The sequence below is a fragment of the Pantoea sp. 9140 genome (assembly GCF_000745295.1).
Lineage (GTDB): Bacteria > Pseudomonadota > Gammaproteobacteria > Enterobacterales > Enterobacteriaceae > Pantoea > Pantoea vagans.
In genome coordinates this window covers 3,696,924-3,722,939 of sequence record NZ_JQNO01000001.1, presented here as the reverse complement: position 1 = coordinate 3,722,939, position 26,016 = coordinate 3,696,924, and the positions used below count along the sequence as shown (strand labels likewise).

Genomic DNA, 26,016 nt, shown 5'->3' with positions numbered 1-26,016 from the left:
GCCCGCGACGGCCAGCGTCGCGGGCACAGAGATTACTCCTGGTCTTCCCACGCCTGTGCGCGGGCAACCGCTTTTTTCCAGCCGGCATAGCGGAAGTTACGCTCGGTGGTTTCCAGGCTTGGACGGAACTCACGCTCAATAACCGCTTTAGCGCGCACTTCATCCAGATCCTGCCAGAAGCCGACAGCCAGACCCGCCAGATAGGCAGAACCCAGCGCGGTGACTTCACGCACTTCCGGACGCTCAACACGGGTACCGAGGATGTCAGCCTGGAACTGCATCAGGAAGTTGTTGGACACCGCACCACCATCCACACGCAGCGCCTGCAGGCGGGTGTTGGCATCGTTCTGCATCGCTTCAAGCACGTCACGCGTCTGATAAGCGATCGACTCCAGCGTCGCGCGGATGATGTGGTTAGAGTTTGCGCCGCGCGTCAGACCGAAGATTGCGCCACGGGCATACGGGTCCCAGTAAGGTGCACCCAGGCCGGTGAAAGCAGGCACCATGTAAACGCCGTTGGTGTCTTTCACTTTCATTGCGAAGTATTCAGAGTCAGCCGCTTCACTGATCAGCTTCATTTCATCACGCAGCCACTGAATAGAGGCACCACCGATGAATACGGCACCTTCCAGCGCATAGTTCACTTCACCGCGCGGGCCACAGGCGATAGTGGTCAGCAGGCCATGGGTCGAGGTCACCGCTTCAGTACCGGTGTTCATCAGCATGAAGCAGCCGGTGCCGTAGGTGTTTTTCGCCATGCCAGGCTGTACACACAGCTGGCCATACAGCGCGGCCTGCTGGTCACCGGCAATACCGGCGATAGGAATACGCGTACCGCCTTTACCACCGATGTTGGTCTGACCGTAGACTTCAGACGAAGATTTCACTTCCGGCAGCATTTCACGCGGGATATCCAGGATATCCAGCATGCGCTGATCCCACTCCAGCTTGTGAATGTTAAACATCATGGTACGTGAGGCGTTGGTATAGTCGGTGATGTGAACGCGGCCCTGAGTCATTTTCCAGACCAGCCAGGTATCAACGGTACCGAACAGCAGTTCGCCACGTTTTGCACGCTCACGTGAGCCTTCAACGTGATCCAGGATCCACTTCACTTTTGTCCCGGAGAAGTAGGGGTTAATCACCAGACCCGTCGTGTGCTGGATATACTCTTCCAGGCCCTCTTTCTTCAGTTTGTTACAGTAGTCAGCGGTGCGGGGATCCTGCCAGACGATGGCATTATAGATAGGTTTGCCGGTCTCTTTTTCCCACACGATAGCGGTTTCGCGCTGGTTAGTGATACCGATAGCCGCAATCTCATCAGAGCGGATGTCGGCATGGGCCAGCACTTCCACCAGCGTAGAGCTTTGTGAAGCCCAGATATCCATTGGATCATGCTCAACCCAGCCCGCTTTCGGGTAGATCTGAGTAAATTCGCGCTGCGATACCGCAACGATATTGGAATCGTGGTCGAGAACGACAGCGCGTGAGCTGGTTGTGCCCTGATCGAGCGCGACAATATATTTTTTATCTGTGGTAGTCATAAATTCAGTCCTGATGATAAAAGGTGAAACTTACGCTTTACGCTGCTGAGCGCGTGCAACCGGTTTGTCTGCTGGAATTTTTGCAGGTTCTTTAGCGGCACCTGGCAGGTAGCGGCCAATCAGGGTGCGATAACCGACTGCACCCAGGCAGGCACCGACCAGCGGGCCAAAAATAGGGACCAGGAAGTAAGGAATATCTTTACCACCTGTGAAGGCAACGTTACCCCAGCCAGCGAAGAAGGCGAACAGCTTAGGTCCGAAATCACGTGCCGGATTAAGAGCAAAGCCGGTCAGTGGACCCATTGACCCACCAATGACCGCGACCAGCAGACCGATTAACAGTGGTGCCATCGGCCCACGCGGTACACCGTTGCCATCGTCGGTCAGTGCCATAATCACTGCCATCAGCACGGCAGTAATCACCATCTCGACCAGGAACGCCTGACCTACGCTGATGTGAGGGTTAGGATAGGTTGAGAAGATACCCGCCAGATCCAGACTCTGAACCGTACCGCGTACCATCTGATGACTTTGTTCGTAATCGAAAAAGAGGCTGTAGTAGAGGCCATAAACCAGCGCGGCCGCGCAGAATGCCCCGGCGATTTGCGCCAGAATAAACGGCACCACTTTACGGCCTTCGAAGTTGGCAAACAGGCAGAGCGCAACCGTAACGGCAGGGTTCAGATGCGCACCTGATACCCCAGCGGTAAGATAAACAGCCATTGAGACGGCTAAGCCCCAGATAATGCAGATTTCCCACTGACCGAAAGCGGCACCGGCGAGTTTCAGAGCAGCCACACAGCCTGCGCCGAAGAAAATAATCAAGCCTGTCCCCAGAAATTCGGCAATACACTGACCTTTGAGCGTGTTAGTTGTCTGACTCATAATAGTGGTTCCTGAAGCGAGGTTAAATTTTATCAGTTTTTGTTCTCAGTCCATGAGGCACCCATCTTTTATGTAGGGCTGATGTGAATTTATCGTTAACGAACATAAACGAGAAATAGCGAAATCGTTTTTTGTGTACTGTGTCATAAAAATGCGCGTTTTCGCGTATTCTGGCTTTCTTAAGCCATTATTCGCGCCTCATTACAGCGATAACGGGCCAGTGCCAGAACGCAGCTTCAGTAAGCGCAGCGTAAATTCAGGGATTGGCTGAAAAGTGTTACAGACTACGCCCGCAAAGGCCGCGTTGCTGGACTTGCGGGGTGAGGCTACATACAATCGGGACAACGTTGCTGGCTTAAGCTGGCATCATCAACGCCTTGCAGGAATTTAGGAGAGGTCAGAAAGATGTCATTTGAAGTGTTTGAGAAACTGGAAGCGAAAGTACAGCAGGCGATTGATACCATCACCCTGTTGCAGATGGAAATCGAAGAGCTGAAAGAGCAGAACAACTCACTGCGTAACGATGCGCAACAAGTCGCGGGCAACCACGATGCGCTGATGCGTGAAAATCAGCACCTGAAAGAAGAGCAGCACGTATGGCAGGAACGTCTGCGTGCCTTGCTGGGAAAAATGGAAGAGGTTTGAAGCCTCAGCTGATGTGAAAAACGGGTGCTCAGGCACCCGTTTTCATGTCTGGCCTATTCGAGGTCCAGCGCATCCTCTGACAGAATGATACCGGTGTTATCGGCATAGAGATGGTCGCCGGAGAAAAAGGTGACGCCGCCGAAATTGACGCGCACATCGCTTTCACCAATCCCTTCACCCGCAGCGCCTGCCGGAATCGCGGCAATGGCCTGAATGCCAATCTCCAGCTCTTCCAGCTCATCAACCTGGCGTACCGAACCGTAAATCACCAGGCCTTCCCACTCGTTGGTGGCCGCCAGACGTGCCAGCTGCGCATCGACCAGCGCACGACGCACGGAGCCGCCGCCATCGATCACCAGGACGCGACCCCGGCCATTCTCTTCCAGCAGATCGTAGAGTAAGCCGTTGTCTTCAAAGCATTTCACTGTGGTAATCTGACCACCGAATGAAGTGCGCCCACCAAAGTTTGAAAAAAGCGGTTCAACAACATTCACTTCTTCATGGTAGATATCGCAGAGTTCAGATGTATCGTATTTCATAGGGGTTTCGTCTGTTTGCCACAGGAAGGGTAAGTATATCGCTATATGCAGATTGTTGGCAAAATCATCAGTATGAAAAAAGCATCGTTCGATCAAGAACATGCATAAAAAAGCCCAGCCGGATGGGATGGGCTTCGGAAAAGCGCTGATTCAGTGAATCAGAGAATGAAGCGGCTGAGGTCTTCGTCAGCCACCAGTTCATCCAGATGTTTACCGACATAATCAGCATCGATGGTCACGGATTCACCGTGACGATCGCTGGCGTCATACGAGATATCTTCCATCAGACGCTCCAGTACGGTATGCAGACGGCGCGCACCAATGTTTTCGGTGGTTTCGTTGACCTGCCATGCGGCTTCAGCGATCCGGCGGATACCCTCTTCGGTGAACTCGATGTTCACACCCTCGGTATTCATCAGCGCTTTGTACTGTACGGTGATGGAGGCATTCGGCTCAGTCAGGATGCGCTGGAAATCATTCACGGTCAGCGCCTGCAGCTCTACACGGATTGGCAGACGACCCTGCAGTTCCGGAATCAGATCGGAAGGGCTGGCCACCTGGAACGCGCCTGAGGCGATAAACAGAATGTGGTCAGTTTTCACCATGCCATGTTTGGTCGAAACGGTACAGCCTTCAACCAGCGGCAGCAGGTCACGCTGAACACCTTCGCGAGAAACATCCGGGCCGCCGGCATTCTGGCCGCCGCGCTTACAGATTTTATCGATCTCATCGATAAACACGATACCGTGCTGTTCAACGGCATCAATCGCGTCCTGCTTAAGTTCTTCAGGGTTAACCAGTTTTGCCGCTTCTTCTTCGATCAGCAGCTTCATCGCTTCTTTGATCTTCAGCTTACGGGCTTTCTGCTTCTGACCGCCGAGGTTCTGGAACATCGACTGCAGCTGGCTGGTCATCTCTTCCATGCCAGGAGGCGCCATGATCTCAACACCAGGCGCGCTGGCGGCCAGATCGATCTCAATCTCTTTATCGTCCAGCTGGCCTTCGCGCAGCTTTTTGCGGAACGACTGGCGCGCTGCAGACGGCTCAGCGCTCTGCTCTGCCTGGCCCCAGTTGTTTTTCGCAGGCGGAATCAGCACATCGAGAATGCGCTCTTCGGCCATCTCTTCGGCACGATATTTGTTCTTTTCAATCGCCTGACTGCGCACCATCTTAATGGCCGAATCGGTCAGATCACGAATGATAGAGTCCACTTCCTTACCGACATAACCCACTTCGGTAAATTTAGTCGCCTCAACTTTGATGAACGGTGCATTGGCCAGCTTAGCCAGACGACGCGCGATCTCGGTTTTACCGACACCGGTCGGACCGATCATCAGAATGTTTTTAGGGGTCACTTCATGACGCAGCTCTTCGTCGAGCTGCATGCGGCGCCAGCGGTTGCGCAGTGCAATCGCCACGGCGCGCTTGGCGCTGTCCTGGCCGATGATAAAGCGGTTCAGTTCGCTGACGATTTCGCGTGGAGTCATCTCAGACATATTTATACCCTTACGCCTTAGACGTTAATTCTTCGAAATTAACGTTGTGGTTAGTGTAGATGCAGATATCACCCGCGATATTCAGCGACTTTTCGACGATGTCGCGTGCGCCCATTTCGGTATTCTCCAGCAGCGCACGTGCCGCTGCCTGGGCGAAAGGCCCACCGGAGCCGATGGCGATCAGATCGTTTTCAGGCTGGATGACATCACCGTTACCGCTGATGATCAGAGAAGCTGACTCATCCGCGACGGCCAGCAAGGCTTCAAGGCGACGCAGCATACGGTCAGTACGCCAGTCTTTCGCCAGTTCCACCGCGGCTTTCACCAGATGGCCCTGATGCATTTCCAGTTTACGTTCGAAAAGTTCAAACAGGGTGAAGGCGTCTGCGGTGCCGCCAGCAAATCCGGCAATCACCTTATCGTTGTATAAACGACGCACTTTTTTAACGTTGCCTTTCATCACGGTATTGCCGAGCGTAGCCTGGCCATCACCGCCAATCACTACCTGGCCGTTGCGTCTTACACTTACTATTGTTGTCACGGGCAGACCCCTTGTTGCAGTCGGAAAAGGACTCCGCGCACGGGGCGCGGAGTATCATGCAACAGATATGGGGCGGGTTTGACGGGTTTCAACCCCCGACGGAGAGTGGAATACAGCTGGAGTGTCCGGAACTGCGCAGGCGTTTCAGGGTGCTGTCAGCGGATGCGCGGTCTTTATACGGTCCGATAACCACACGATTCCAGCCGCCACCGGTCGTAATACGGCTTTCAAAACCTTCAAAGGCTAAGCCTGCACGCACCGATTCCGCCTGGTCAGTGCCTTTGAACGAACCACACTGCACCATCCAGCGCTGCGAAGAGGCTTTCTCCGCTGGTTTCGCCTTCGCTGTCTCCTGCGGTTTAGACTGTACGTCCGGTTCCCGCGTAATGGGGGCAGGCTGCGACTGGCGCTGTACGTTTTGCTGCTGCTGCTGTTGCTGACGTTGCTGTAATTGCTGCTGTTGCTGTTGCTGACGCTGTTGTTGTTGCTGCAACTGCTGCTGGCGTTGCTGTTGCTGCTGGGCCTGCAACTGCTGACGCTGTTGCTGAACCTGTTGCTGTTGCTGATGTTGCAGTTGCTGCTGCTGTTGTTGCTGAACCTGCTGCTGCTGACGTTGCAGCTGTTGCAACTGCTGCTGATGCTGCAGCGTCTGCTGACGTTGCGCCGGCGTCTGTTCGTTCCACGGCACTTCGTTGAGCTGCGTCGGCTGCTGACGCATATCAGCCTGCATTTGCTCCAGCAACTGGCGCTGCTCGTCGGTCAGCTGTGTCTGCGACTTCACTTCGCCACCTGAAGAGGGTTCGATAGGCGTTGGCACGGTGACCTGACGGTTTTCCAGCTCTTTAATATATTTCCAGCGCTCTTCTGGCTTCGGCGGCAAGCCATTGCCGTTGGCTTTATGATCCGTAATGACCGGCACGTCTTCTTTCTTGTGATGCGCCAGGAACCATAAACCACCGGCAAAGGTCACCAACACTGCGACCGCCAGTACAATCATCAATTTAGATATTCCCGAACCGCCTTTGCTCTTCTTGCCACGGCTGGGGCTTTTTTTGCGACGCGTCCCTGTTGAACGCCCGCGGCCTACGTAATCTTTTTGTGCCACTCTCGTTCTTATACCCTTCAAAAATAGTGCCAGTTGGGCGAAATGATGATTTTACGCGCCCGGCAAGGAGTCCGCCATGTTACTCAAGGGTCGGAACTTTGACCAGCAGTGTTCGCTTTAAGAATCTACTGAAAAAACCAGACGAACAGGCTTATTTTTCACGTTTTTTTGCGCGCGCCGTACTGCCACGAATCGTTAAGCCGGCATCCAGCAACCGCGATCCGCTGATCACCCGTTTACCATTTAACTCATCCAGCAGCAGCAGCATCGCTTCCCGACCAATCTGGTAACGTGGCTGTGTCACCGTGGTCAGCGGCGGCTCGCAGTAACGTGACAGCTCAATGTCATCGAATCCCACTACAGAGAGATCCTCCGGTATGCGCAGTCCACAGCGTCTGGCCTGATTCATCGCCCCCAGCGCCATAATATCGCTGTGACAGAACAGGGCGCGCGGCGGTTGTGGCAAAGTCATCAGCTGATTCATGGCGGCAACGCCTGCTTCAAACGTGAAATCACCGCGCACAATATAGGTGGGATCAACCGTCAGCCCGCTGCGACGCATCGCCTGTACATAGCCCTGCAACCGATACTGACAGAGCGGCATCTCTTCCGGTCCGGCAATACAGGCGATCTGCGTGTGGCCTAACTGCAGTAAATGATTGACCGCTTCAAATGCGGCGGTCAGGTTATCGATGTGGACCGTGGGCAGCGACATTTCCGGCGCAAACTCATTCGCCATCACCATGGGCGGCAGGTTGCGTTGCTCATCAATGCTGGCATCAAAGGGCAACTGTGACCCGAGCAGCACCATGCCATCGATCTGTCGTGTGACCATCAGATTGAGAAAGGTTCGCTCCTGCTGATTCTGATGAGCGCAGTCACCAATCAGCACCAGATAGCCCTCTTCGGCTGCCGTGACTTCGACGCCACGAATGATTTCACTAAAGAAGGGATCGCAGATGTCAGGGACAATCACCAGAATGGTTCGCGTTTCGTTACGCCGCGCGTTGCGCGCAGGGCCGTGTGCTGCATAGCCGACGGCGGCAACGGCCTGCTCGACTTTCTGACGGGTCGCCGCAGAAACCTTCTCCGGATTCATCAGCGCACGCGATACGGTGGCGGTTGAGACGCCCGCGTGCTCCGCGACATCCTTCATCGTGGCGGCGGGCGATTGTTGATTCTGCTCCAACACATGCTCCTGACGCGTTATGGCGCGTTCGATTCTGTTTTTGCCTGACCTGAAAGCAATCCGGGCAACATTGTTAACGATTGCCCGGCTGGTTGTTACTTAATTTGCATAAAAATTGTGACTTATGCGACGTTTTTCGATCTGGCTCGCAGTGTCAGCAAAAATCAGCTCTCGGTCGGGTCGATATCCAGCGTCCATTTCACTTTGCGCGCAGCGGGGAGCGTTGAAACCAGCGGCAACGAACTGCTCAGTAACTGTTGCAGACGTTGCCGGGAAGGATGCTGCAGCAGCAGTTGCCAGCGCCAGCGTCCACTGCGTTTGGGCTGCAAAGCGGGCAACGGACCCATAAACCACATCGCCTTATCGTTCAGCGGGCTCGCTTCCAGCAAATTGCGGAGTTGCTGCAGGAATTCCGCCGCCTGCTGGTTATCCATATCTTCCGCGCGGAACAGTGCATGGCGGCTCCAGGGCGGCAGGTGAACCGCCTGTCGCTCCAGCAGCGCCTGCTGGGCGAATGCCGAATAACCCTGGTGCAGTAGCGTCTGTAACAGCGGGTGTTCGGGATGGTGCGTCTGCAGTAGCACCTCGCCCTGTTTGCCAGCACGGCCAGCGCGGCCGGCGACCTGGGTGTAGAGCTGAGCAAAGCGCTCTGCCGCACGGAAATCGGCTGAGAACAGGGCACCATCAACATCCAGCAGCGAGACCAGTGTGACATCGGGGAAGTGGTGGCCCTTGGCCAGCATCTGGGTGCCGACCAGGATACGTGCGCCGCCACGATGAACGTCAGCCAGATGCTGCTCCAGCGCCCCTTTGCGGCTGGTGGTATCACGATCGATGCGCGACACCGGCACGCCAGGGAAGAGTGTGCCGAGCTGCTGCTCCAGCTGTTCAGTCCCGACCCCGACCGGCAGCAGATGGGTTGAACCGCACTGCGGGCACTGATTTGGCAGCGGACGCTGGCTGTCGCAGTGATGGCAGCGTAGCTGGCGGTGGTGCTGATGCAGTGTGTAGTAGCGGTCACAGCGGGTACATTCTGCAATCCAGCCGCAGTCGTGACAGAGCAGGGCGGGGGAAAAGCCGCGGCGGTTAAGAAACAGCAGCACCTGATTATCAGCCTGCAGATGCTGGCGCATTTTACCAATCAGGCCGGGCGCCAGGCCACCGATCAGCTGCACGCCTTTTAAGTCGATAAGCTGTTGCAGCGCCGGTCGGGCGTTGCCGGCACGCTTTGTCAGGTCGAGCTGGCGATACTTGCCGCTGCGGACATTGTGCAGTGTCTCCAGAGCAGGCGTCGCCGAGCCCATGACAATCGGGATATCCTCTTCATGCGCACGGAATACAGCCAGGTCGCGCGCCTGATAGCGCCAGCCTTCCTGCTGTTTATAGGAGCTGTCATGTTCTTCATCAATAATGATCACGCCCGGACGGGCCAGCGGTGTAAACAGCGCCGATCGGGTGCCGATCACAATGGCCGTTTCGCCGCGCCGCGCACGCAACCAGACCGCCAGCCGTTCACTGTCATTTAAGGCGGAGTGCAGTACATCGATGGGCGCATCAAAACGTTCGCGAAAGCGGGCGATAGTCTGCGGGGTTAAGCCTATCTCCGGCACCAGCACCAGCGCCTGTTTACCGCGTGCCAGCACATTTTCCAGCACGCTGAGGTAAACCTCGGTTTTGCCGGAGCCAGTGATGCCCGCCAGCAGCCAGGCGGAGTAATGTTCATCATCTGCCCGAATCGCACCCACGGCCATCGCCTGATCGGTGTTTAATCGCAGACGTTCGCCTTTCACGGCATAGGTGGTACGCCAGTCGTGCATCTGTGGCTGATGCTCATGCAGTTCGCATAAGCCTTTGGCCCGCAATGCCTGTAATGTCGCCTCGGTGAGATCGTGTTCACTGACCTGATGCCGATAGAGCGGTTGCTGACGCAGTGCTGCCAGCGCCTGCTGCTGTTTTGGTGCCCGCTTTAAACTTTCCGGCGTGGTTGCCCGGCCCTGCTCGGTGATTTCCCAGCGCCACAGGGGATTGTCCTGCGCCGCTTTGCCCTGGCGCAGCAGCACCGGAATTGCGTGGCTCAGCACTTCGCCCTGCGGAGAGTGATAGTAGCTGGCGGCCCAGTTCAGGATGCGCCACAGCGACGGCGGATAGAGAGACTCACTGTCCAGAACCTCGATCACGCGTTTGAGCTGTGCTTCCGGCAGATCGCTGCTGTCACGAAAGGCGACCACAATCCCGATCATCCTGCGATTGCCAAAGGGCACACTCACGCGCCCGCCAATGACCGGCTGCGGACCCTGAGGCGGCAGATAGTCAAACAGGCGGGGCAAGGGGACGGGCAGGGCAACCTGAACGACGGGCATAACTCTCTCTTTCCGGCTTAATCATCGGGGAAGCTAGTGTACACGCTGACCCCTATGGCGGGTATCTCAGCATATATTTGCAGCAATCGAAACTTACCTGTATAATATGCCGCCTTCGGTGAGAAATATCTGGCCGGAGTACACCCTATAATGTTCAACCGCGTGTGGTGCTGTGCAGGTTAACGCCTGGCACGGAGAGCGACACGGCCTTCTATGAGGTTTCCCATGAAACAAGGTATTCACCCGAAATACGAAGCAGTTACAATCAAATGTACCTGCGGCAACGAGATCCACACCCGTTCAACACTGACTCACGAGCTGAACCTGGACGTTTGTGGCAAATGCCACCCGTTCTATACCGGTAAGCAGCGTGAAGTGGCAACTGGTGGCCGTGTTGACCGCTTTAACAAGCGTTTCAGCGTGCCAGGCGCTAAAAAATAAGATTAAAAGGCACCTGAACCTGCGGGTTCGGCGGCAAGAAAAAACCCAGCTTCGGCTGGGTTTTTTTATGGCTGTTACAGGCTGGTGTCCGTTGCCGGGGTCGCCGCAGGCTTATTCAGTTCAAGTACCTGCGTCGTATAAGTACCATTTAAATCACTAATCGCGGCGATCTTCGGTGCGGTAATCGTGATTTTATCGGCTGACATTGTGCCTTTACTGCACAGCACCCAGAGTAAACAGGATGCGTTACTGATTTTCTCGTCTGTCGCCAGTGTCAGCGTTCCCGCCCTCATGGTACCGCTATTAGAGATGCCGTTTTTACCCGACACGTTTAACAGTCCGGTTGTCTGCATGACGCCCTGATTGCTGACCTCATTCGCCACGACAGAGGCATTCTGAGCGGTCAGGGTCGCTGCGTTAGAGACCTTTGTCGCAGAAACATAGGCTGTACCCTGTGAAGTCACGTCTCCGCCAGACAGGAGGCTGACCTCTTTAACGGCATTCATACTCAGGTTACCTGCCTGAATCGCCCCTGAATTGAGCAGGCTGGTGTTGGCGACAGCCGTGACGACACCGTCAACCGTATTATAACCGGTCTGCATGGCCAACGTTTTTGGCGTCGTGATGGTTCCTCTGTTCTCAATATTACCGGCCAGAGAAATAATATTTACAGCACCAGCAGCATCAATCTGCGCATTATTGTTGTTAGAAATTTTTCCCAGGCTGACGATGGTGGCGTAATCCGTCGTTTTAATGGTGCCGTTATTGGTGAACGCATCCGTTGTCTGCAAAACAGCCTGGCTGGCAGACAGCGTTCCTCTGTTCGTTATGCTGCCACCTGCGGTAGCGCTCAGCAGTCCGGTTTCAATCGTGCCGCTGTTGGTTAATGTGCCATTAGCTGTAATGTAGAGATTAGTCGCATTCAGTACGCCGCTGTGATTGACACCCGCACCGGCATCAGTAGTCTGCAGCTGAATAATTCCCGCAGTTGCCCCCCCCAGCGCGCTGACATCAATGGTGTTGCCGTAGGCTTTGGCCGTTCCACTCGCTGTCGCCGAACCGGAAGTGATATTGTAATCATAGATACCGGCAATCGCTTTCAATTGGGTGGTATCGATCTCTCCCTGGATATTAATTTTCTGCGCCAGCAGGTCGGTGTAATCGGCTCCTTTCAGACCATCATCATTAACAGTAATTGTGCCTTTCGCCACATTGAAACCAGTCAATGCACCATCGGTAAAGGTGGGCGTTCCGGTGGTCAGCGTGGCGCGTCCGGTGTTAATGAAGCTACAGCCAGAGCAGGTAATACCATTCGGGTTAGCGATAATGACATCCGCTTTTTGACCGGCGACTTCAATATACCCGTTCAGTGAAGACGAGCTTTTTGAGATAACTTCATTCAGGATAAGGCTGGCTGACTTATCCAGATTGCTGTTTCGCGCAAGATCACCCTTGTCACGCACTAAATCTGTGGTGCTATTATTCAGGACCATTCCATCACTGGTGACGTTAAAGTTCTGATACATATTGTGTGAAAGACCATTTGCATCAGCCTGGTTAATATTAACGACGGTCGATCCATTTGCATGGGTGTAAGTATTGAGTGCAGCCAGCGCAGGCTGTCCACACAATGTGGCCACGGTAGCCAGGAATACCAGGTTAAACTTATGCTTCTTCATTATCTCTATCCTTTTTTTGTATGGGTGTGTTTATTTTTTAAAGCTGTTTTTTATTAAAAAATCTCCATCTTTTTTAATATTTCCATTGCAATGAAAAACCCAGCGTAAGTGGATCAGTGTGAAAGGCTTGTGGTTTTTTTAGCGGGGTACCGGCAAAAAGATCAAAGCGTGTTTGCAGAACTTTTCCACGCAGGCCGACAACGCTGCCTGTGACGGTTTTTCCGGTATAATACTGCTGGTTGTAATTGCCATAGACCTGGCCTGCATCAACACCGATATAGGGCTGAATCGGTTTGCCGGGAATTATCCAGCTAAGATCGTTGCGCCAGTACCATCCCTTATTGTCCTGAAGAGAATATTCACCATCGAAACCGCGCACCGTCCAGCGGTTTGCCAGCGAAAAGCGGTTGAGTGACGAGAGGCTATCGGGCGAATATTGCAGGCTGAAATGAGGAGAGTAGTTTAGCCAGTTTTCATAGACACGAAAGTTGACGGAACCCTCAAGATCTAAAGTAACAATCCGGCCTTGCTTATCAATGAGTCCATACTCCTGCTCAACAGTTTTGCTGCTGTTAAACCAGGGCATCTTTCTTTGGTAACTTAGTGTGGTTGCGAGACCTGCATTATCAACATTGATTTGATGTTGCAGCACCGCTTTCCAGCCCGCACTTCTTTTATGCATGCTGACAAGGTCAAAATCATCCAGGGAGTAACGCGATTCCGCATCGAATATTTGCAGGCCAACCGTACTGGTCTGATGCACGGTGCGTGAAATCAGTCGATTGAGTTGCGCATTGTAATAACGGTTCTTATTATTCAGCGTCCATTTTGCCCAGTTTCCGGTCATAAATTGCCGGTAGTCACTGTGACTGGCGTAGAGATCGAGCCACCAGTAACCCCAGGGGATTGAATAACCTATCGATTTATTACTGTTACCTTTTATCGTGTGCTTCGGGGCAATATCGTGGCCATAAGAGACGTAAAGGGTGTCACTCAGTGAGGTGATATTATTCAGATAGAGCGCTGCACCACCCTGGTAACGGCCTGTTGCAACTGAGCCAGCATCATTAAGCCATGCACCCACCTGCCAGTATTTATCCTGCCTGCGCTGGATATAGATGTCACTTTCACCTTTGCCACTGCCAGGCACCAGATTGACGTTAACCTGCGATCCCGGTACGCGCTGAAGATTAAGGCTACCCTGTTCAAGGTCGCTGAGTTCAAGCACATCACCCGTTTTGAACGGTAATGTGCTGGTTAAATTGATATAGTCTTCTCCGGATTTATTAAGAACGATTTTTCCCACTTTACCGGCATTAATATCAAATTTTAATTCGCCACCTGACAGGTTTTGCTCCGGTAAATTAACGCGAGTGGTGATATATCCTGTCCGGATGATTTCATTCTGCAGGGTTTTTGACAGCAATCTTATACCCGCGATACCCAGACATTTTCCTTCTGCCTGAGAAGTAAAATACCTTAATTTTTCGAGGTGAAGTTTTTTGCTATCCTGCTTTAAAGAGACCTTATCAATGAGATAGCAGTTTTCTTCATGCGGAAAGGGAATATCTTCTGGCCGGAAGCGCTGTTGTTCAGACGCTGCCCGCTGCGGTTCAAGCATCAGTTGCTCTTTGCGTACACGATCCTGTTGCAGTGCATTGATATTCCCATTTGGCTCTGTGAGAGCGGGTGCAGCTTTCGCCTGATCAAAACAAGAGCGAACTGCTGAGGCGACCAGGATAATAATAAAAGCAGATGCAGATGACGTTATTTTATATTTAATACTCATTTTCTTTCCGTGAAATAGTCGCTCAGACAAAATTTTACGGATGCGGATAATAGTGAACAATAGTAATTATTCTATTATCGAAATAAAAAGGCATTCTTATTGCAACAGAAATAACGGAATAATATGAGAACAGGCTGGTTTTTTATGATAAGTCTGACGGGCAATATTCAGAAGGGTCAATCAGATTGCGGAAAGCAGCAAAAGCCGCTCATATCGCATCAGAAAGCGGCTCCCTGAGCGGAGCCTGCTCCTCTGAAGCGGGATTCAGTGAAACCGGACCCCGGGGATCAATACTCCCAGGTATCCGGGTCGACACCCATCTGGCGCATGATTGCTTTTGCTTCTTCCGGAATCTCATCATTACGCTCTTTGCGCAGGTCGACGTCATCCGGCAGCGGTTGGCCCGTAAAGGCATGTAAAAAGGCTTCGCAAAGCAGCTCGCTGTTGGTGGCGTGACGCAGGTTGTTCACCTGACGACGGGTACGCTCATCCGTTAAAATCTTCAGCACGCTCAATGGGATAGAAACTGTAATCTTCTTGACCTGCTCGCTCTTCTTACCGTGCTCAGCGTACGGGCTGATATATTCGCCGTTCCATTCAGCCATGGGTTACCTTAATTAATAAACGTTAAATGTGAGGAAATCAGCGGATTATGCCTGATTTTTTCCTGCCTGACCCCTGATATGGCGGGTTTTCTTCGCTCACAGCCTCTTCATCACAGAGGGGAACGCCAGGCGATGACGCATAATTTTAGCGGTTATTGCGTTTTTGCTCAATCTATACGCAAAGACATTTAGATGTCCAGATGTATTGACGTCTAATTAGAGGGTGATATTCTGTGGACTACATTTTCTTAACTCTTCAGGAACAATTCGCTCATGACGCGTAAACCGGCAACCATCGCAGTGCGCAGCGGTTTGAATGATGACGAGCAATATGGCTGCGTTGTCCCGCCCATCCACCTCTCTACAACCTATAACTTTCTTGATTTCAATGAGCCTCGTGCACATGACTATTCCCGTCGTGGTAACCCCACTCGTGATGTCGTACAGCGTACGCTGGCGGAGCTGGAAGGCGGAGCAGGTGCGGTATTAACCAATACCGGCATGTCGGCAATTCACCTGGTCACGACGGTGTTCCTGAAGCCTGGCGATCTGCTGGTTGCGCCACACGACTGTTATGGCGGCAGTTATCGGCTGTTTGACAGCCTGAGCAAACGCGGCGCGTATCGGGTGAAATTTGTCGATCAGGGCGATCCGGTGGCGCTCCAGGCAGCACTGGATGAAAAACCGAAACTGGTGCTGATTGAAAGCCCCAGCAATCCGCTGCTGCGCGTCGTGGATATCAGCGCGATTTGCGCCGCCGCGCGCGCTGCGGGTGCCGTCAGCGTGGTAGACAACACCTTTATGAGTCCGGCGCTGCAGAATCCTCTGGCGCTGGGTGCGGACCTGGTCATCCACTCCTGTACCAAATACCTCAATGGTCACTCCGATGTGGTGGCGGGCGCAGTCATTGCCAAAGATCCACAACTGGCGACTGACCTGGCCTGGTGGGCAAATAACATTGGCGTGACCGGCGCAGCCTTTGACAGTTATCTGCTGCTGCGCGGCATTCGTACACTTGCGCCGCGCATTGCAGCCGCACAACGCAACGCACTCGCGATTGTGGACTATCTGAAGCAGCAGAAGCGGGTGAAAAAGTTGTATCATCCTTCGCTGCCGGAAAACGCCGGACACGAACATGCGGTACGTCAGCAGCGCGGCTTTGGTGCCATGCTGAGTTTCGAGGTCGACGGTGATGAGGCGCTGCTGCGTCGCTTCCTGAAAGCGTTGCGGCTATTTACGCTGGCGGAATCGCTGGGCGGCGTAGAGAGTCTGATCTCCCATACCGCCACCATGACGCACGCGGGGATGTCGGCAGAAGCACGCGCGGCAGCAGGCATTTCCGATACGCTGCTACGGGTTTCTGTTGGTATTGAAGATTACGAAGATTTAATTGCCGATCTGGATAATGCATTCCGGATCGCAGCCGAGGGTTAAGCATGACGATTTCAGCAGGCGCGGGAACGCCGAACATCAGGCAGTTGCATAAGTTTGGCGGCAGCAGCCTGGCCGATGCGCGTTGCTATCAGCGCGTTGCCAGCATTATGGCGGACTACAGCCAGCCGGGCGATCTGATGGTGGTCTCCGCGGCAGGCTCAACCACCAACCAGCTGATTAGCTGGCTGAAGCTGAGCCAGAACGATCGGCTCTCTGCGCATCAGGTGCAACAGGCTTTACGGCGCTACCAGAGTGAACTAATCGGTGCGCTGCTGCCTGCTGAGATCGCCGAACCCTTAATCACCACATTTATCCGCGATCTGGAAAAGCTGGCCGTACTGCTGGATGCGCCGATCACCGATGCGGTCTATGCCGAAGTGGTCGGGCACGGTGAAATATGGTCGGCACGCCTGATGTCAGCGGTACTGAGCCAGCGTGACCTGCAGGCCTGCTGGCTGGATGCGCGTGAGTTTCTGCGTGCTGAACGTGCTGCTCAGCCGCAGGTGGATGAGGGGAAATCCTGGCCCCTGCTGCAGACTTTGCTGGCGCAGCATCCGCAAAAGCGCATCGTGGTGACCGGCTTTATCAGCCGCAACGATGCCGGTGAAACCGTCCTGCTTGGCCGCAACGGCTCCGACTATTCCGCCACGCAGATTGGCGCGCTGGCGGGTGTCGGACGCGTGACCATCTGGAGCGATGTCGCGGGCGTTTACAGCGCCGATCCCCGCAAAGTCTCTGATGCCTGTCTGCTGCCGCTGTTAAGGCTGGATGAAGCCAGTGAGCTGGCGCGTCTGGCTGCTCCGGTGCTGCACACCCGTACGCTGCAGCCGGTTTCTGGCAGCGATATTGACCTGCAACTGCGCTGCAGTTATCAGCCGGAGCAGGGCTCAACCCGTATTGAACGTGTGCTGGCCTCCGGAACCGGGGCGCGCATCGTCACCAGCCACGATGATGTTTGCCTGATTGAGATTCAGCTGCCAGAGCAGCATGACTTCGCCATCCTGCACAAAGAGATTGACCTGCTGCTGAAGCGCGCGCAGCTGCGTCCGCTGGCGTTTGGCGTCCATCCTGACCGTCAGCTGCTGCAGCTCTGCTATACCTCTGAAGTGGTTAACAGCGCCTTCACACTGCTACAGGACGCCGGTTTACCGGGCCATCTGCAGCTGCGCGACGGCCTGGCGCTGGTGGCGCTGGTTGGCGCAGGCGTTACCCGCAATCCACTGCATACCCATCGTTTCTGGCAGCAGCTAAAAGATCAGCCGGTTGAATTCATCTGGCAGTCCGAAGATCACATTAGCGTGGTGGCGGTACTGCGCGTCGGGCCGACCCAGCACCTGATTCAGGGACTGCATCAGTCGCTGTTCCGCGCAGAAAAGCGCATCGGTCTGATGCTGTTTGGCAAAGGCAATATCGGTTCACGCTGGCTTGAACTGTTTGCCCGCGATCAGGAAACGCTGTCAGCGCGCACCGGCTTTGAATTTGTCCTGGCGGGCGTCGCGGACAGCCGCCGCAGCCTGCTGAGCTATGACGGGCTGGATGCCAGTCGTGCGCTCGCCTTCTTTGATGATGAAGCGGTGGAGCGCGATGAAGAGTCGCTGTTCCTGTGGATGCGTGCTCATCCGTTCGATGATTTGGTGGTGCTGGATGTCACGGCCAGTACACCGCTGGCGCAGCAATATCTTGATTTTGCCAGCCACGGTTTTCATGTGATCAGCGCCAACAAGGTTGCGGGTGCGTCTGACAGTCAGAGCTGGCGGCAGATTCGCGATGCCTTTACCAAAACCGGGCGTCACTGGCTCTATAACGCCACTGTTGGTGCTGGTCTGCCGATTAACTATACGGTGCGCGATCTGCGCGACAGCGGCGATACCATTCTGGCAATTAGCGGGATCTTCTCCGGTACGCTGTCGTGGCTGTTCCTGCAGTTTGATGGCACGGTGCCGTTTACCGAGCTGGTAGACCAGGCGTGGCAGCAGGGCTTAACCGAGCCTGACCCGCGCGCCGATCTCTCGGGTCAGGATGTGATGCGCAAGCTGGTGATCCTGGCGCGTGAGGCGGGCTATAACATCGAGCCGGATCAGGTGCGCGTTGAATCGCTGGTACCGAATAACTGTCTTGAGGGATCGATTGATCACTTCTTTGAAAATGGCGAAGAGCTGAACGAGCAGATGCTACAGCGGCTGGAAGCCGCGCGGGAGATGGACCTGGTGCTGCGCTACGTTGCCCGTTTTGATGCTAACGGCAAGGCGCGTGTAGGTGTTGAAGCGGTGCGACCTGAGCATCCGCTGGCCGCGCTGCTGCCGTGCGACAACGTCTTTGCCATTGAGAGCCGCTGGTATCGCGATAATCCGCTGGTGATCCGCGGGCCGGGCGCTGGCCGGGATGTCACCGCCGGCGCTATTCAGTCAGATATTAATCGCCTCGCACAGCTGCTGTAATCCTTCCTCATCAGGCGCTTCGGCGCCTGTTTTCAAAGTGTTGCCTCCTCCCTGTTGAAATCCCTTCATATTGATTGAAAATTGATCACATCTGTTGAGCATTTTTACGTTGACGGCACACTGAGATTGCGTCATTTTGAACATCTGGACGTCTAAACGTGTAGATGTTTGCGGGCCGATTATTAATCAGTGAGGGTGCAGGATGAGTTTCTTTCATGCCAATCAGCGCGAAGCGCTAAACCAGAGCCTGGCTGAACTGAACGGGCAAATTAATGTGTCGTTTGAGTTCTTTCCGCCGGGCACCAGCGAAATGGAAGAGACTCTGTGGACCTCAATTGACCGCCTGAGCAGTCTGAAACCGAAATTCGTTTCTGTCACTTACGGTGCGAACTCAGGTGAACGCGATCGCACCCACAGCATTATCAAAGGCATTAAAGATCGCACCGGCCTGGAAGCAGCACCCCATCTGACCTGTGTTGATGCGACGCGCGATGAACTGCGCACCATCGCTCAGGATTACTGGAACAACGGTATCCGTCATATTGTGGCACTGCGTGGCGATCTGCCACCTGGCAGCGGCAAGCCAGAGATGTACGGTAGCGATCTGGTTTCGCTGCTGAAAGAGGTCGGTGATTTTGATATTTCTGTTGCTGCCTATCCGGAAGTCCATCCCGAAGCGAAAAGCGCCCAGGCCGACCTGATTAATCTCAAACGAAAAATTGATGCAGGCGCAAACCGGGCCATTACCCAGTTTTTCTTCGACGTCGAAAGCTATCTGCGTTTCCGCGACCGGTGTGTCTCAACCGGCATTGATGTGGAAATTGTGCCGGGCATCCTGCCGGTCTCTAACTTTAAGCAGCTGCAACGCTTTGCCACGCTGACCAATGTGCGCGTGCCCGGCTGGATGAGCGCGATGTTTGCCGGTCTGGATGACGATCCGGAAACGCGCAAAATGGTGGGAGCGAATATCGCGATGGATATGGTGAAAATCCTGTCACGCGAAGGGGTGAAAGATTTCCATTTTTACACGCTGAACCGTGCCGAAATGAGTTACGCCATCTGCCACACGTTAGGGGTTCGCCCGGTTGCGGCGGCGGCTTAACCGTTCTGCCTGAGCCAGTAAAAAAGTCGGGAATTTCCCGACTTTTTTATTGCTGCTCTCTGGCGGCGCGGGGTGTGATCCGCGCCTGACCGGAATTAACCGGTATTGCGCATGCCTGCCGCCACACCCGCAATCGTCACCATCAGAGCCTGCTCAACGCGGGCATCCGGTTCTTCACCCCGTGCTTCCTGCGCACGGGAACGATGCAGCAGTTCCGCCTGGAGTACGTTGAGCGGATCGGTATAGACGTTACGCAGCGCAATCGACTCAGCAATCCACGGCTGATCAGCCATCAGATGCGAGTCGTTGGCAATGGTCAGTACCGCTTTGATATCGGCATCAAGCTGGTCGCGCAGCTGTTTGCCTAACGGCCAGAGTGATTTGTCGACCAGACGCTGATCGTAATATTCCGCCAGCCACAGGTCCGCTTTCGAGAACACCATCTCCAGCATGCCCAGGCGGGTAGAGAAGAACGGCCAGTCGCGGCACATCGCTTCCAGTTGATCCTGATGACCGGCCGCCATCGCCTGCTGCAGAGCAGCACCGGCACCCAGCCAGGCAGGCAGCATCAGACGGTTCTGCGTCCAGGCGAAAATCCACGGAATCGCACGAAGCGACTCCACGCCACCGGTAGGACGGCGTTTGGCCGGACGTGAGCCGAGCGGTAATTTGCCCAGTTCCTGCTCCGGCGTCGCCGAACGGAAGTAGGGGACGAAGTCCGCATTTTCACGCACATACCCGCGATACATTGCGCAGGAGTCAGCAGAGAGCTGATCCATAATGTCGCGCCATTCGCGTTCTGGCTCTGGTGGTGGCATCAGGTTCGCTTCCAGAATCGCGCCGGTGTAGAGCGACAGGCTGGCGATCGTCACGGCTGGTAAGCCATATTTAAAGCGGATCATCTCGCCCTGTTCGGTCACACGCAGACCGCCGCGCAGGCTGCCTGGCGGTTGTGACAGCAGTGCGGCATGCGCGGGCGCGCCGCCACGGCCAATGCTGCCGCCGCGTCCGTGGAACAGCGTCAGGGAAATCCCGGCTTTTTCGCAGGTTTTAATCAGCGCATCCTGTGCCTGATACTGCGCCCAGCTGGCGGCCATCACACCGGCATCTTTCGCCGAGTCAGAATAGCCAATCATCACCATCTGTTTGCCCTGAATAAAGCCGCGATACCAGTCGATGCTCAGTAACTGGCTCATCACGTCGTTTGCGTTGTTCAGGTCATCCAGTGTTTCAAACAGCGGTGCAACCGGCATTGCATAGCCGATACCCGCTTCTTTCAGCAGCAGATGCACGGCCAGCACGTCGGAAGGGGTTTTCGCCATCGAAATAACATAAGCGGCGATAGAGCCTTGTGGCGCTTCAGCCGCAACGCGACAGGTCTCCAGCACTTCACGCGTCTCATCGCTGGGTTCCCAGCTGCGTGGCAGCAACGGGCGTTTGGAGTTCAGTTCACGGATCAGGAAGGCCTGTTTGTCTGCTTCGGACCAGCTTTCATAATCGCCAAGGCCCAGGTAACGGGTGACTTCAGCAATCGCCTCTGTATGGCGGGTACTTTCCTGACGCAGATCGATACGCACCAGCGGCACGCCGAAGCATTTCACGCGGCGCAGCGTATCGAGCAACTGACCGTTGGCAATAATGCCCATGCCGCACTGTTGCAGTGACTGATAGATGGCATACAACGGGTCCCACAGCTGATCGTTGGAGACCAGCAAATCGGCCGGACGCGGCAGACGCTCACCTTTCAGGCGGCGTTCCAGGAATGACTGGGTAGACATTAACTGGCTGCGCAGGCGTTTCAGGATCACGCGGTAAGGTTCCAGCGCTTCCGGATCGCCGCTGAGCTCGCGGATCTCTTCGCTGCACTCGGACATCGACAGCTCGGAAATCAATACGCCGATATCACGCAGGAACAGGTCTGTGGCTTTCCAGCGGCTTAGCTGCATCACATGGCGGGTAATGGAGGCTGTGACGTTCGGGTTACCGTCGCGGTCGCCACCCATCCATGAGGTGAACTGAACCGGCACGAAATCGACCGGCAGCTTAATGCCAAAGGCCTCTTCGACCTGTTCATTCAGCTCACGCAGGAAGGCGGGAACGCCTTCCCACAGGCTGTTTTCCACGACGGCGAAGCCCCATTTGGCTTCGTCGACGGGGGTCGGACGATATTTGCGGATCTCATCGGTGTGCCACGCCTGTGCCACCAACTGACGCAGACGGCGCATAATCTGGTTACGCTCGTAATCGGAGACGTCGCTGTGGTCGAGCTGTTTCAGACAGCTGTTCACTTCAACCAGCTTGTGAATCAGCGTACGACGGGTGATTTCGGTCGGGTGCGCAGTCAGCACCAGCTCCAGCGACAGCGACTCAATGGCCGCCAGAATGTCGGTTTCGCTGATATCTTTCTGCTGCTTCAGGGTATCAAAGGTCTTTTTCAGCAGTTCAGGATGGTTTTCACCTTCGCCGCTCTGCGAGATGGTCTGATACTGCTCCGCTACGTTAGTGAGGTTCAGAAACTGGCTGAATGCGCGTGCAACCGGCAGAAGCTCCTCGTTGGAGAGGTTCTGCAGCGTATTGAGCAGCTCTTTACGATGCGTATCATTGCCTGCACGGGATGACTTGGAGAGCTTACGGATGGTTTCCACCTGGTCGAGGATGTTCTCTCCCAGTGCATCCTTAATCGTATCCCCGAGCAGTTTGCCGAGCATACTGACATTACTTCGCATTGCGGAATATTGTTCGTTCATTGGACCCTGACACCCTTATCGTCTTTAAAAACTTCTATACCCGACCTTTCAGGCAGCAAAAAATCAGCAACATCGTGTTCCCGATAATCTACAGGGAACCGCCTCCGTTGCCGCCTGTCCGCATTCTGAAACGTTCTGGATAATCACCCGGTGGGCATAACATCGTCTTTTATCTAGCCACGTAATGTTGCGTTCGTCAAATGCGTTAAAGTGCGCTGAAGATGGCGCTAACTAACGGAAATTCACAGAATTTATCGGGAAGGAAGCGGGATAAGTTATTCTTATTGTTAAATCCCGCAGAATGAGGGGGCATTTTGCTGTTAATACAGTGAAATGCCCCATTTACTGTCAATCAGTGACAAAAATGCTGCACAACCTGACTGATAAGTGCCCGCGTCGGCTTAATAAATGCCGTATCGATAAATTCATCTGGCTGATGTGCCTGATTAATCGAACCTGGACCCAGGACCAGCGTCGGGCAGAGCTGCTGAATAAACGGCGCTTCGGTGCAGTAGTTCACTATCTCCGTTGGCGTACCCAGCAATTTCTCTACCACGCTCACCAGCTCATGATTAGCCGGACACTCATAGCCCGGAATCGGCGGATGCAGTTCGGCCACCGTGACACGGCCTGGCCAGCGGGCGCTCACTGGTGCCAGCGCCTCGTTCAGTAATCCATCCAGATCGCTCAGCGACAGGCCCGGCAGCGGTCGGATATCCATATGCAGTTCACAGCAGGCGCAGATACGGTTAGCAGCGTCGCCGCCATGAATATGACCGAAATTCATGGTGGGATAGGGGATGGCAAAGCCGTCATGGTGATAACGCTCCTGCAGCGTGTTGCGCAGTTGCATCAGGTGAGTGATCGACTCATGCATGAGTTCAATGGCGTTGACGCCACGCGCCGGATCGCTGGAATGGCCCGATTTTCCTTCAATACGAATCACATTCGACAGATGGCCTTTATGTGCACGCACTGGTTTCAGCGAGGTCGGTTCACCGATGATGGCGCAGTCGGGACGCAGTTGCGTTGATTCCGAGAAATATTTGGCACCCGCCATGGTGGTTTCTTCATCGGCCGTGGCGAGGATATAGAGCGGCTTACTCAGCGTACTGACATCCACATCGCGCAGCGTATCGAGAATAAAGGCGAAGAAGCCTTTCATGTCTGCCGTGCCCAGACCATAGAGCTTGTTGTCGTGCTCGGTCAGGGTAAAGGGATCGCGCGTCCAGCGGCCATCATCAAAGGGAACGGTATCCGTATGACCCGCTAACAGCAGGCCGCCCGCTCCGCTGCCGGTTCGTGCCAGCATGTTAAATTTATTGCGGGTGCCGGGCACCGGCTGCACTTCAACGCTAAAGCCAAGGTCGCGGAACCAGCCGGCCAGCAAATTGATTAAAGTTTCATTACTCTGATCCAGCGCGGCATCGGTTGCACTGATCGACGGTGTGGCGACTAACTGGCTGTACAGTTCAATAAAAGGCGGTAATTTTGTCTTCACTGTTGGCGGTCCTTGGGTTAGGATGTATCCATATTCATGCAGTAATAGTGAATAAAAATACATTAACGTCCTCTGCAAGGGAACCTTAAATCACTGCAGATGACAGGGTGGGTAACGGGGCAAGGCCGCGACCCGGAACGTGCGACTGTAAAAAGGGTTACAGCCTGATGTTGAATACGCTGATCGTTGGTGCCAGTGGTTACGCTGGTGTTGAGCTTGCCACCTTCCTGAATCGCCATCCACATATCAACATAACCGCTTTGGCGGTTTCGGCGCAAAGCCCTGATGCCGGCAAGCGCCTGTCCGATCTCCATCCGCAGCTGAAAGGCGTGGTGGATTTACCGCTGCAGCCGCTGAGCAGCGCGGCGGAGTGGGCAGACAAAGTGGATGTCGTGTTCCTGGCGACGGCCCACGAAGTCAGCCACGATCTGGCCCCGGAATTTCTCAAGGCTGGCTGTGTGGTATTCGACCTGTCGGGTGCGTTCCGCGTGAACGACGCTGATTTTTACACCCGTTTCTACGGTTTCACGCATCAGCATGGCGACTGGCTCGATAAAGCCGTTTATGGCCTGGCGGAATATCAGCATGAGAAAATTCAGCAGGCGCAGCTGGTGGCGGTACCCGGTTGCTACCCGACCGCTGCTCAGCTGGCTCTGAAACCTCTGGTGGATGCAGGACTGTTAAACGATGCGCAGTGGCCGGTTATCAACGCCACCAGCGGCGTGAGCGGTGCCGGACGTAAAGCCAATGTCGGCACCAGCTTCTGCGAAGTGAGCCTGCAGCCTTACGGGCTGTTCAATCATCGTCACCACCCGGAAATTGTCGCGCACCTCGGTACGCCAGTAATCTTCACTCCGCACCTGGGGAGCTTCCCGCGCGGTATCCTGGCCACCATCACCTGCCGTCTGAAAGCGGGTGTCAGCCGCGAAGATATCGCTGCCGTCTTCCATCGTGCCTATGACGACAAGCCGCTGGTACGCCTCTACGATAAGGGCGTACCGGCGCTGAAAGCCGTTGTCGGCCTGCCTTACTGCGATATCGGTTTTGAAGTGCAGGACGAGCATCTGATTGTTGTAGCAGCCGAAGATAATCTGCTGAAAGGGGCGGCATCGCAGGCAGTACAGTGCCTGAACATCCGGTTCGGCTTCCCTGAAACGCAGTCACTGATTTAACGGATAACTAAACCATGACCAATCCATTGATTATTAAGCTGGGCGGTGTGCTGTTAGACAGCGAAGAAGCGCTGTCGCGCTTGTTTGAAGCATTGCTTAACTATCGTAGCGCTCATCAGCGTCCGCTGATCATCGTCCACGGCGGCGGCTGCCTGGTTGATGAACTGATGAAAAAGCTGGCGCTGCCGGTGATGAAGAAAAATGGCCTGCGCGTCACCCCGGCCGATCAGATCGACATCATCACGGGTGCGCTGGCGGGAACCGCGAATAAAACGCTGCTGGCCTGGGCAAAAAAATCGGGCATTAACGCGGTAGGCCTTTGCCTGGGCGATGCAGGCATCGTCAATGTCGCCCCGTTTGATGAAGAACTCGGCCATGTTGGCCACGCAACGCCGGGCGATCCGGCGCTGCTGAACACCCTGCTGGCGGCCGGTTATATGCCAGTAGTCAGCTCAATTGGTATTACTGACAGCGGCGACCTGATGAACGTCAACGCGGATCAGGCAGCGACCGCACTGGCCTCGACGCTGGGCGCTGATCTGGTTCTGTTGTCAGACGTTAGTGGTATTCTCGACGGCAAAGGTCAGCGCATCGGAGAGATGACCGCCGATAAAGCCGAGCAGCTGATTACCCAGGGCATTATTACCGACGGCATGATTGTGAAAGTACACGCTGCGCTGGATGCGGCACGTACGCTGGGCCGCCCGGTGGATATTGCCAGCTGGCGTCACGCTGAGCGGCTGCCTGACCTGTTTAACGGCGTGTCGATTGGCACCCGGATTCTCGCTTAACGACTCTGATTCA

Annotated in this window: 20 protein-coding genes; 7 read left to right on the top strand and 13 right to left on the bottom strand. The window is 54.7% G+C overall.

Annotated elements, in window-relative coordinates; translation table 11 throughout:
* Positions 1-32 precede the first annotated feature (32 nt).
* Positions 33-1,544, bottom strand: coding sequence for a glycerol kinase GlpK (glpK, locus tag FA92_RS17275; RefSeq protein ID WP_013359472.1), 1,512 nt, complete (start codon positions 1,542-1,544; stop codon positions 33-35).
* Positions 1,545-1,574: 30 nt separating this feature from the next.
* The gene (locus tag FA92_RS17270; RefSeq protein WP_013359471.1) at positions 1,575-2,429 is read right to left on the bottom strand and encodes an MIP/aquaporin family protein; all 855 of its coding nucleotides are present in this window, start codon (positions 2,427-2,429) and stop codon (positions 1,575-1,577) included.
* Positions 2,430-2,834: 405 nt separating this feature from the next.
* Here FA92_RS17270 and zapB point away from each other — a divergent pair, with 405 nt between their 5' ends.
* Positions 2,835-3,074, top strand: a complete 240-nt coding sequence (gene zapB, locus FA92_RS17265; protein WP_003851242.1) for a cell division protein ZapB — start codon at positions 2,835-2,837, stop codon at positions 3,072-3,074.
* A 53-nt stretch (positions 3,075-3,127) separates the two neighbouring features.
* On the opposite strand, the gene rraA is transcribed toward zapB, so the two are convergent.
* The 6 genes from rraA to priA form a co-directional block, all read right to left on the bottom strand.
* Positions 3,128-3,613, bottom strand: coding sequence for a ribonuclease E activity regulator RraA (gene rraA, locus FA92_RS17260; RefSeq protein WP_009088032.1), 486 nt, complete (start codon positions 3,611-3,613; stop codon positions 3,128-3,130).
* A 158-nt stretch (positions 3,614-3,771) separates the two neighbouring features.
* Positions 3,772-5,109, bottom strand: coding sequence for an HslU--HslV peptidase ATPase subunit (gene hslU, locus FA92_RS17255; protein ID WP_013359469.1), 1,338 nt, complete (start codon positions 5,107-5,109; stop codon positions 3,772-3,774).
* 10 nt (positions 5,110-5,119) lie between these two features.
* Positions 5,120-5,650 carry an ATP-dependent protease subunit HslV gene (hslV, locus tag FA92_RS17250; protein WP_003851234.1) on the bottom strand — a complete coding sequence of 177 codons (531 nt, stop codon included), beginning with the start codon at positions 5,648-5,650 and terminating at the stop codon, positions 5,120-5,122.
* A gap of 88 nt (positions 5,651-5,738) precedes the next feature.
* Positions 5,739-6,755: a cell division protein FtsN gene (gene ftsN, locus FA92_RS17245; RefSeq protein WP_033784284.1), complete on the bottom strand. Its 1,017-nt coding sequence runs from the start codon at positions 6,753-6,755 to the stop codon at positions 5,739-5,741.
* A gap of 151 nt (positions 6,756-6,906) precedes the next feature.
* The gene (gene cytR / locus FA92_RS17240; RefSeq protein WP_033784283.1) at positions 6,907-7,944 is read right to left on the bottom strand and encodes a DNA-binding transcriptional regulator CytR; all 1,038 of its coding nucleotides are present in this window, start codon (positions 7,942-7,944) and stop codon (positions 6,907-6,909) included.
* Positions 7,945-8,108: 164 nt separating this feature from the next.
* A complete protein-coding gene (gene priA, locus FA92_RS17235) occupies positions 8,109-10,304 on the bottom strand; it encodes a primosomal protein N' (protein WP_033784282.1) in 2,196 nt (731 codons plus the stop codon).
* Between the two features lie 225 nt (positions 10,305-10,529).
* On the opposite strand from priA, the gene rpmE reads away from it, so the two are divergent.
* Entirely contained in the window at positions 10,530-10,745 is a 216-nt protein-coding gene (gene rpmE, locus FA92_RS17230) for a 50S ribosomal protein L31 (RefSeq protein ID WP_003851227.1), read from the top strand.
* Between the two features lie 74 nt (positions 10,746-10,819).
* Here rpmE and FA92_RS17225 read toward each other — a convergent pair whose 3' ends face one another.
* From FA92_RS17225 to metJ, 3 genes are all read right to left on the bottom strand, one after another.
* Entirely contained in the window at positions 10,820-12,424 is a 1,605-nt protein-coding gene (locus FA92_RS17225; protein WP_033784281.1) for a filamentous hemagglutinin N-terminal domain-containing protein, read from the bottom strand.
* Between the two features lie 73 nt (positions 12,425-12,497).
* Entirely contained in the window at positions 12,498-14,213 is a 1,716-nt protein-coding gene (locus FA92_RS17220) for a ShlB/FhaC/HecB family hemolysin secretion/activation protein (RefSeq protein ID WP_051926538.1), read from the bottom strand.
* Between the two features lie 287 nt (positions 14,214-14,500).
* Positions 14,501-14,818, bottom strand: coding sequence for a met regulon transcriptional regulator MetJ (gene metJ, locus FA92_RS17215; RefSeq protein ID WP_013359463.1), 318 nt, complete (start codon positions 14,816-14,818; stop codon positions 14,501-14,503).
* A gap of 273 nt (positions 14,819-15,091) precedes the next feature.
* Between metJ and metB the strand changes: the two genes are divergently transcribed.
* The 3 genes from metB (at position 15,092) to metF (ending at position 19,792) form a co-directional block, all read left to right on the top strand.
* Positions 15,092-16,252, top strand: coding sequence for a cystathionine gamma-synthase (gene metB, locus FA92_RS17210; protein WP_033784280.1), 1,161 nt, complete (start codon positions 15,092-15,094; stop codon positions 16,250-16,252).
* 2 nt (positions 16,253-16,254) lie between these two features.
* Entirely contained in the window at positions 16,255-18,690 is a 2,436-nt protein-coding gene (locus FA92_RS17205) for a bifunctional aspartate kinase/homoserine dehydrogenase II (RefSeq protein ID WP_033784279.1), read from the top strand.
* A 202-nt stretch (positions 18,691-18,892) separates the two neighbouring features.
* The gene (gene metF / locus FA92_RS17200; protein WP_033784278.1) at positions 18,893-19,792 is read left to right on the top strand and encodes a methylenetetrahydrofolate reductase; all 900 of its coding nucleotides are present in this window, start codon (positions 18,893-18,895) and stop codon (positions 19,790-19,792) included.
* Between the two features lie 95 nt (positions 19,793-19,887).
* Here metF and ppc read toward each other — a convergent pair whose 3' ends face one another.
* Together ppc and argE are read right to left on the bottom strand one after the other, a co-directional pair.
* A complete protein-coding gene (ppc, locus tag FA92_RS17195) occupies positions 19,888-22,539 on the bottom strand; it encodes a phosphoenolpyruvate carboxylase (protein ID WP_013359459.1) in 2,652 nt (883 codons plus the stop codon).
* Between the two features lie 352 nt (positions 22,540-22,891).
* Positions 22,892-24,040 carry an acetylornithine deacetylase gene (argE, locus tag FA92_RS17190; protein ID WP_033784277.1) on the bottom strand — a complete coding sequence of 383 codons (1,149 nt, stop codon included), beginning with the start codon at positions 24,038-24,040 and terminating at the stop codon, positions 22,892-22,894.
* 167 nt (positions 24,041-24,207) lie between these two features.
* Between argE and argC the strand changes: the two genes are divergently transcribed.
* Positions 24,208-25,212, top strand: a complete 1,005-nt coding sequence (gene argC, locus FA92_RS17185; protein WP_013359457.1) for an N-acetyl-gamma-glutamyl-phosphate reductase — start codon at positions 24,208-24,210, stop codon at positions 25,210-25,212.
* A gap of 14 nt (positions 25,213-25,226) precedes the next feature.
* On the top strand, positions 25,227-26,003 hold the full coding sequence (gene argB, locus FA92_RS17180) for an acetylglutamate kinase (protein ID WP_033784276.1): 777 nt from the start codon (positions 25,227-25,229) through the stop codon (positions 26,001-26,003).
* The last annotated feature ends 13 nt before the right edge of the window (positions 26,004-26,016 follow it).

Coding starts and splice junctions, on each gene's coding strand:
- rpmE (WP_003851227.1), top strand. CDS start 10,530: ATGAAACAAGGTATTCACCCGAAATACGAAGCAGTTACAATCAAATGT.
- FA92_RS17270 (WP_013359471.1), bottom strand. CDS start 2,429: ATGAGTCAGACAACTAACACGCTCAAAGGTCAGTGTATTGCCGAATTT.
- hslU (WP_013359469.1), bottom strand. CDS start 5,109: ATGTCTGAGATGACTCCACGCGAAATCGTCAGCGAACTGAACCGCTTT.
- FA92_RS17220 (WP_051926538.1), bottom strand. CDS start 14,213: ATGAGTATTAAATATAAAATAACGTCATCTGCATCTGCTTTTATTATT.
- metF (WP_033784278.1), top strand. CDS start 18,893: ATGAGTTTCTTTCATGCCAATCAGCGCGAAGCGCTAAACCAGAGCCTG.
- glpK (WP_013359472.1), bottom strand. CDS start 1,544: ATGACTACCACAGATAAAAAATATATTGTCGCGCTCGATCAGGGCACA.
- FA92_RS17225 (WP_033784281.1), bottom strand. CDS start 12,424: ATGAAGAAGCATAAGTTTAACCTGGTATTCCTGGCTACCGTGGCCACA.
- priA (WP_033784282.1), bottom strand. CDS start 10,304: ATGCCCGTCGTTCAGGTTGCCCTGCCCGTCCCCTTGCCCCGCCTGTTT.
- argB (WP_033784276.1), top strand. CDS start 25,227: ATGACCAATCCATTGATTATTAAGCTGGGCGGTGTGCTGTTAGACAGC.
- rraA (WP_009088032.1), bottom strand. CDS start 3,613: ATGAAATACGATACATCTGAACTCTGCGATATCTACCATGAAGAAGTG.
- FA92_RS17205 (WP_033784279.1), top strand. CDS start 16,255: ATGACGATTTCAGCAGGCGCGGGAACGCCGAACATCAGGCAGTTGCAT.
- metB (WP_033784280.1), top strand. CDS start 15,092: ATGACGCGTAAACCGGCAACCATCGCAGTGCGCAGCGGTTTGAATGAT.
- zapB (WP_003851242.1), top strand. CDS start 2,835: ATGTCATTTGAAGTGTTTGAGAAACTGGAAGCGAAAGTACAGCAGGCG.
- metJ (WP_013359463.1), bottom strand. CDS start 14,818: ATGGCTGAATGGAACGGCGAATATATCAGCCCGTACGCTGAGCACGGT.
- ppc (WP_013359459.1), bottom strand. CDS start 22,539: ATGAACGAACAATATTCCGCAATGCGAAGTAATGTCAGTATGCTCGGC.
- argC (WP_013359457.1), top strand. CDS start 24,208: ATGTTGAATACGCTGATCGTTGGTGCCAGTGGTTACGCTGGTGTTGAG.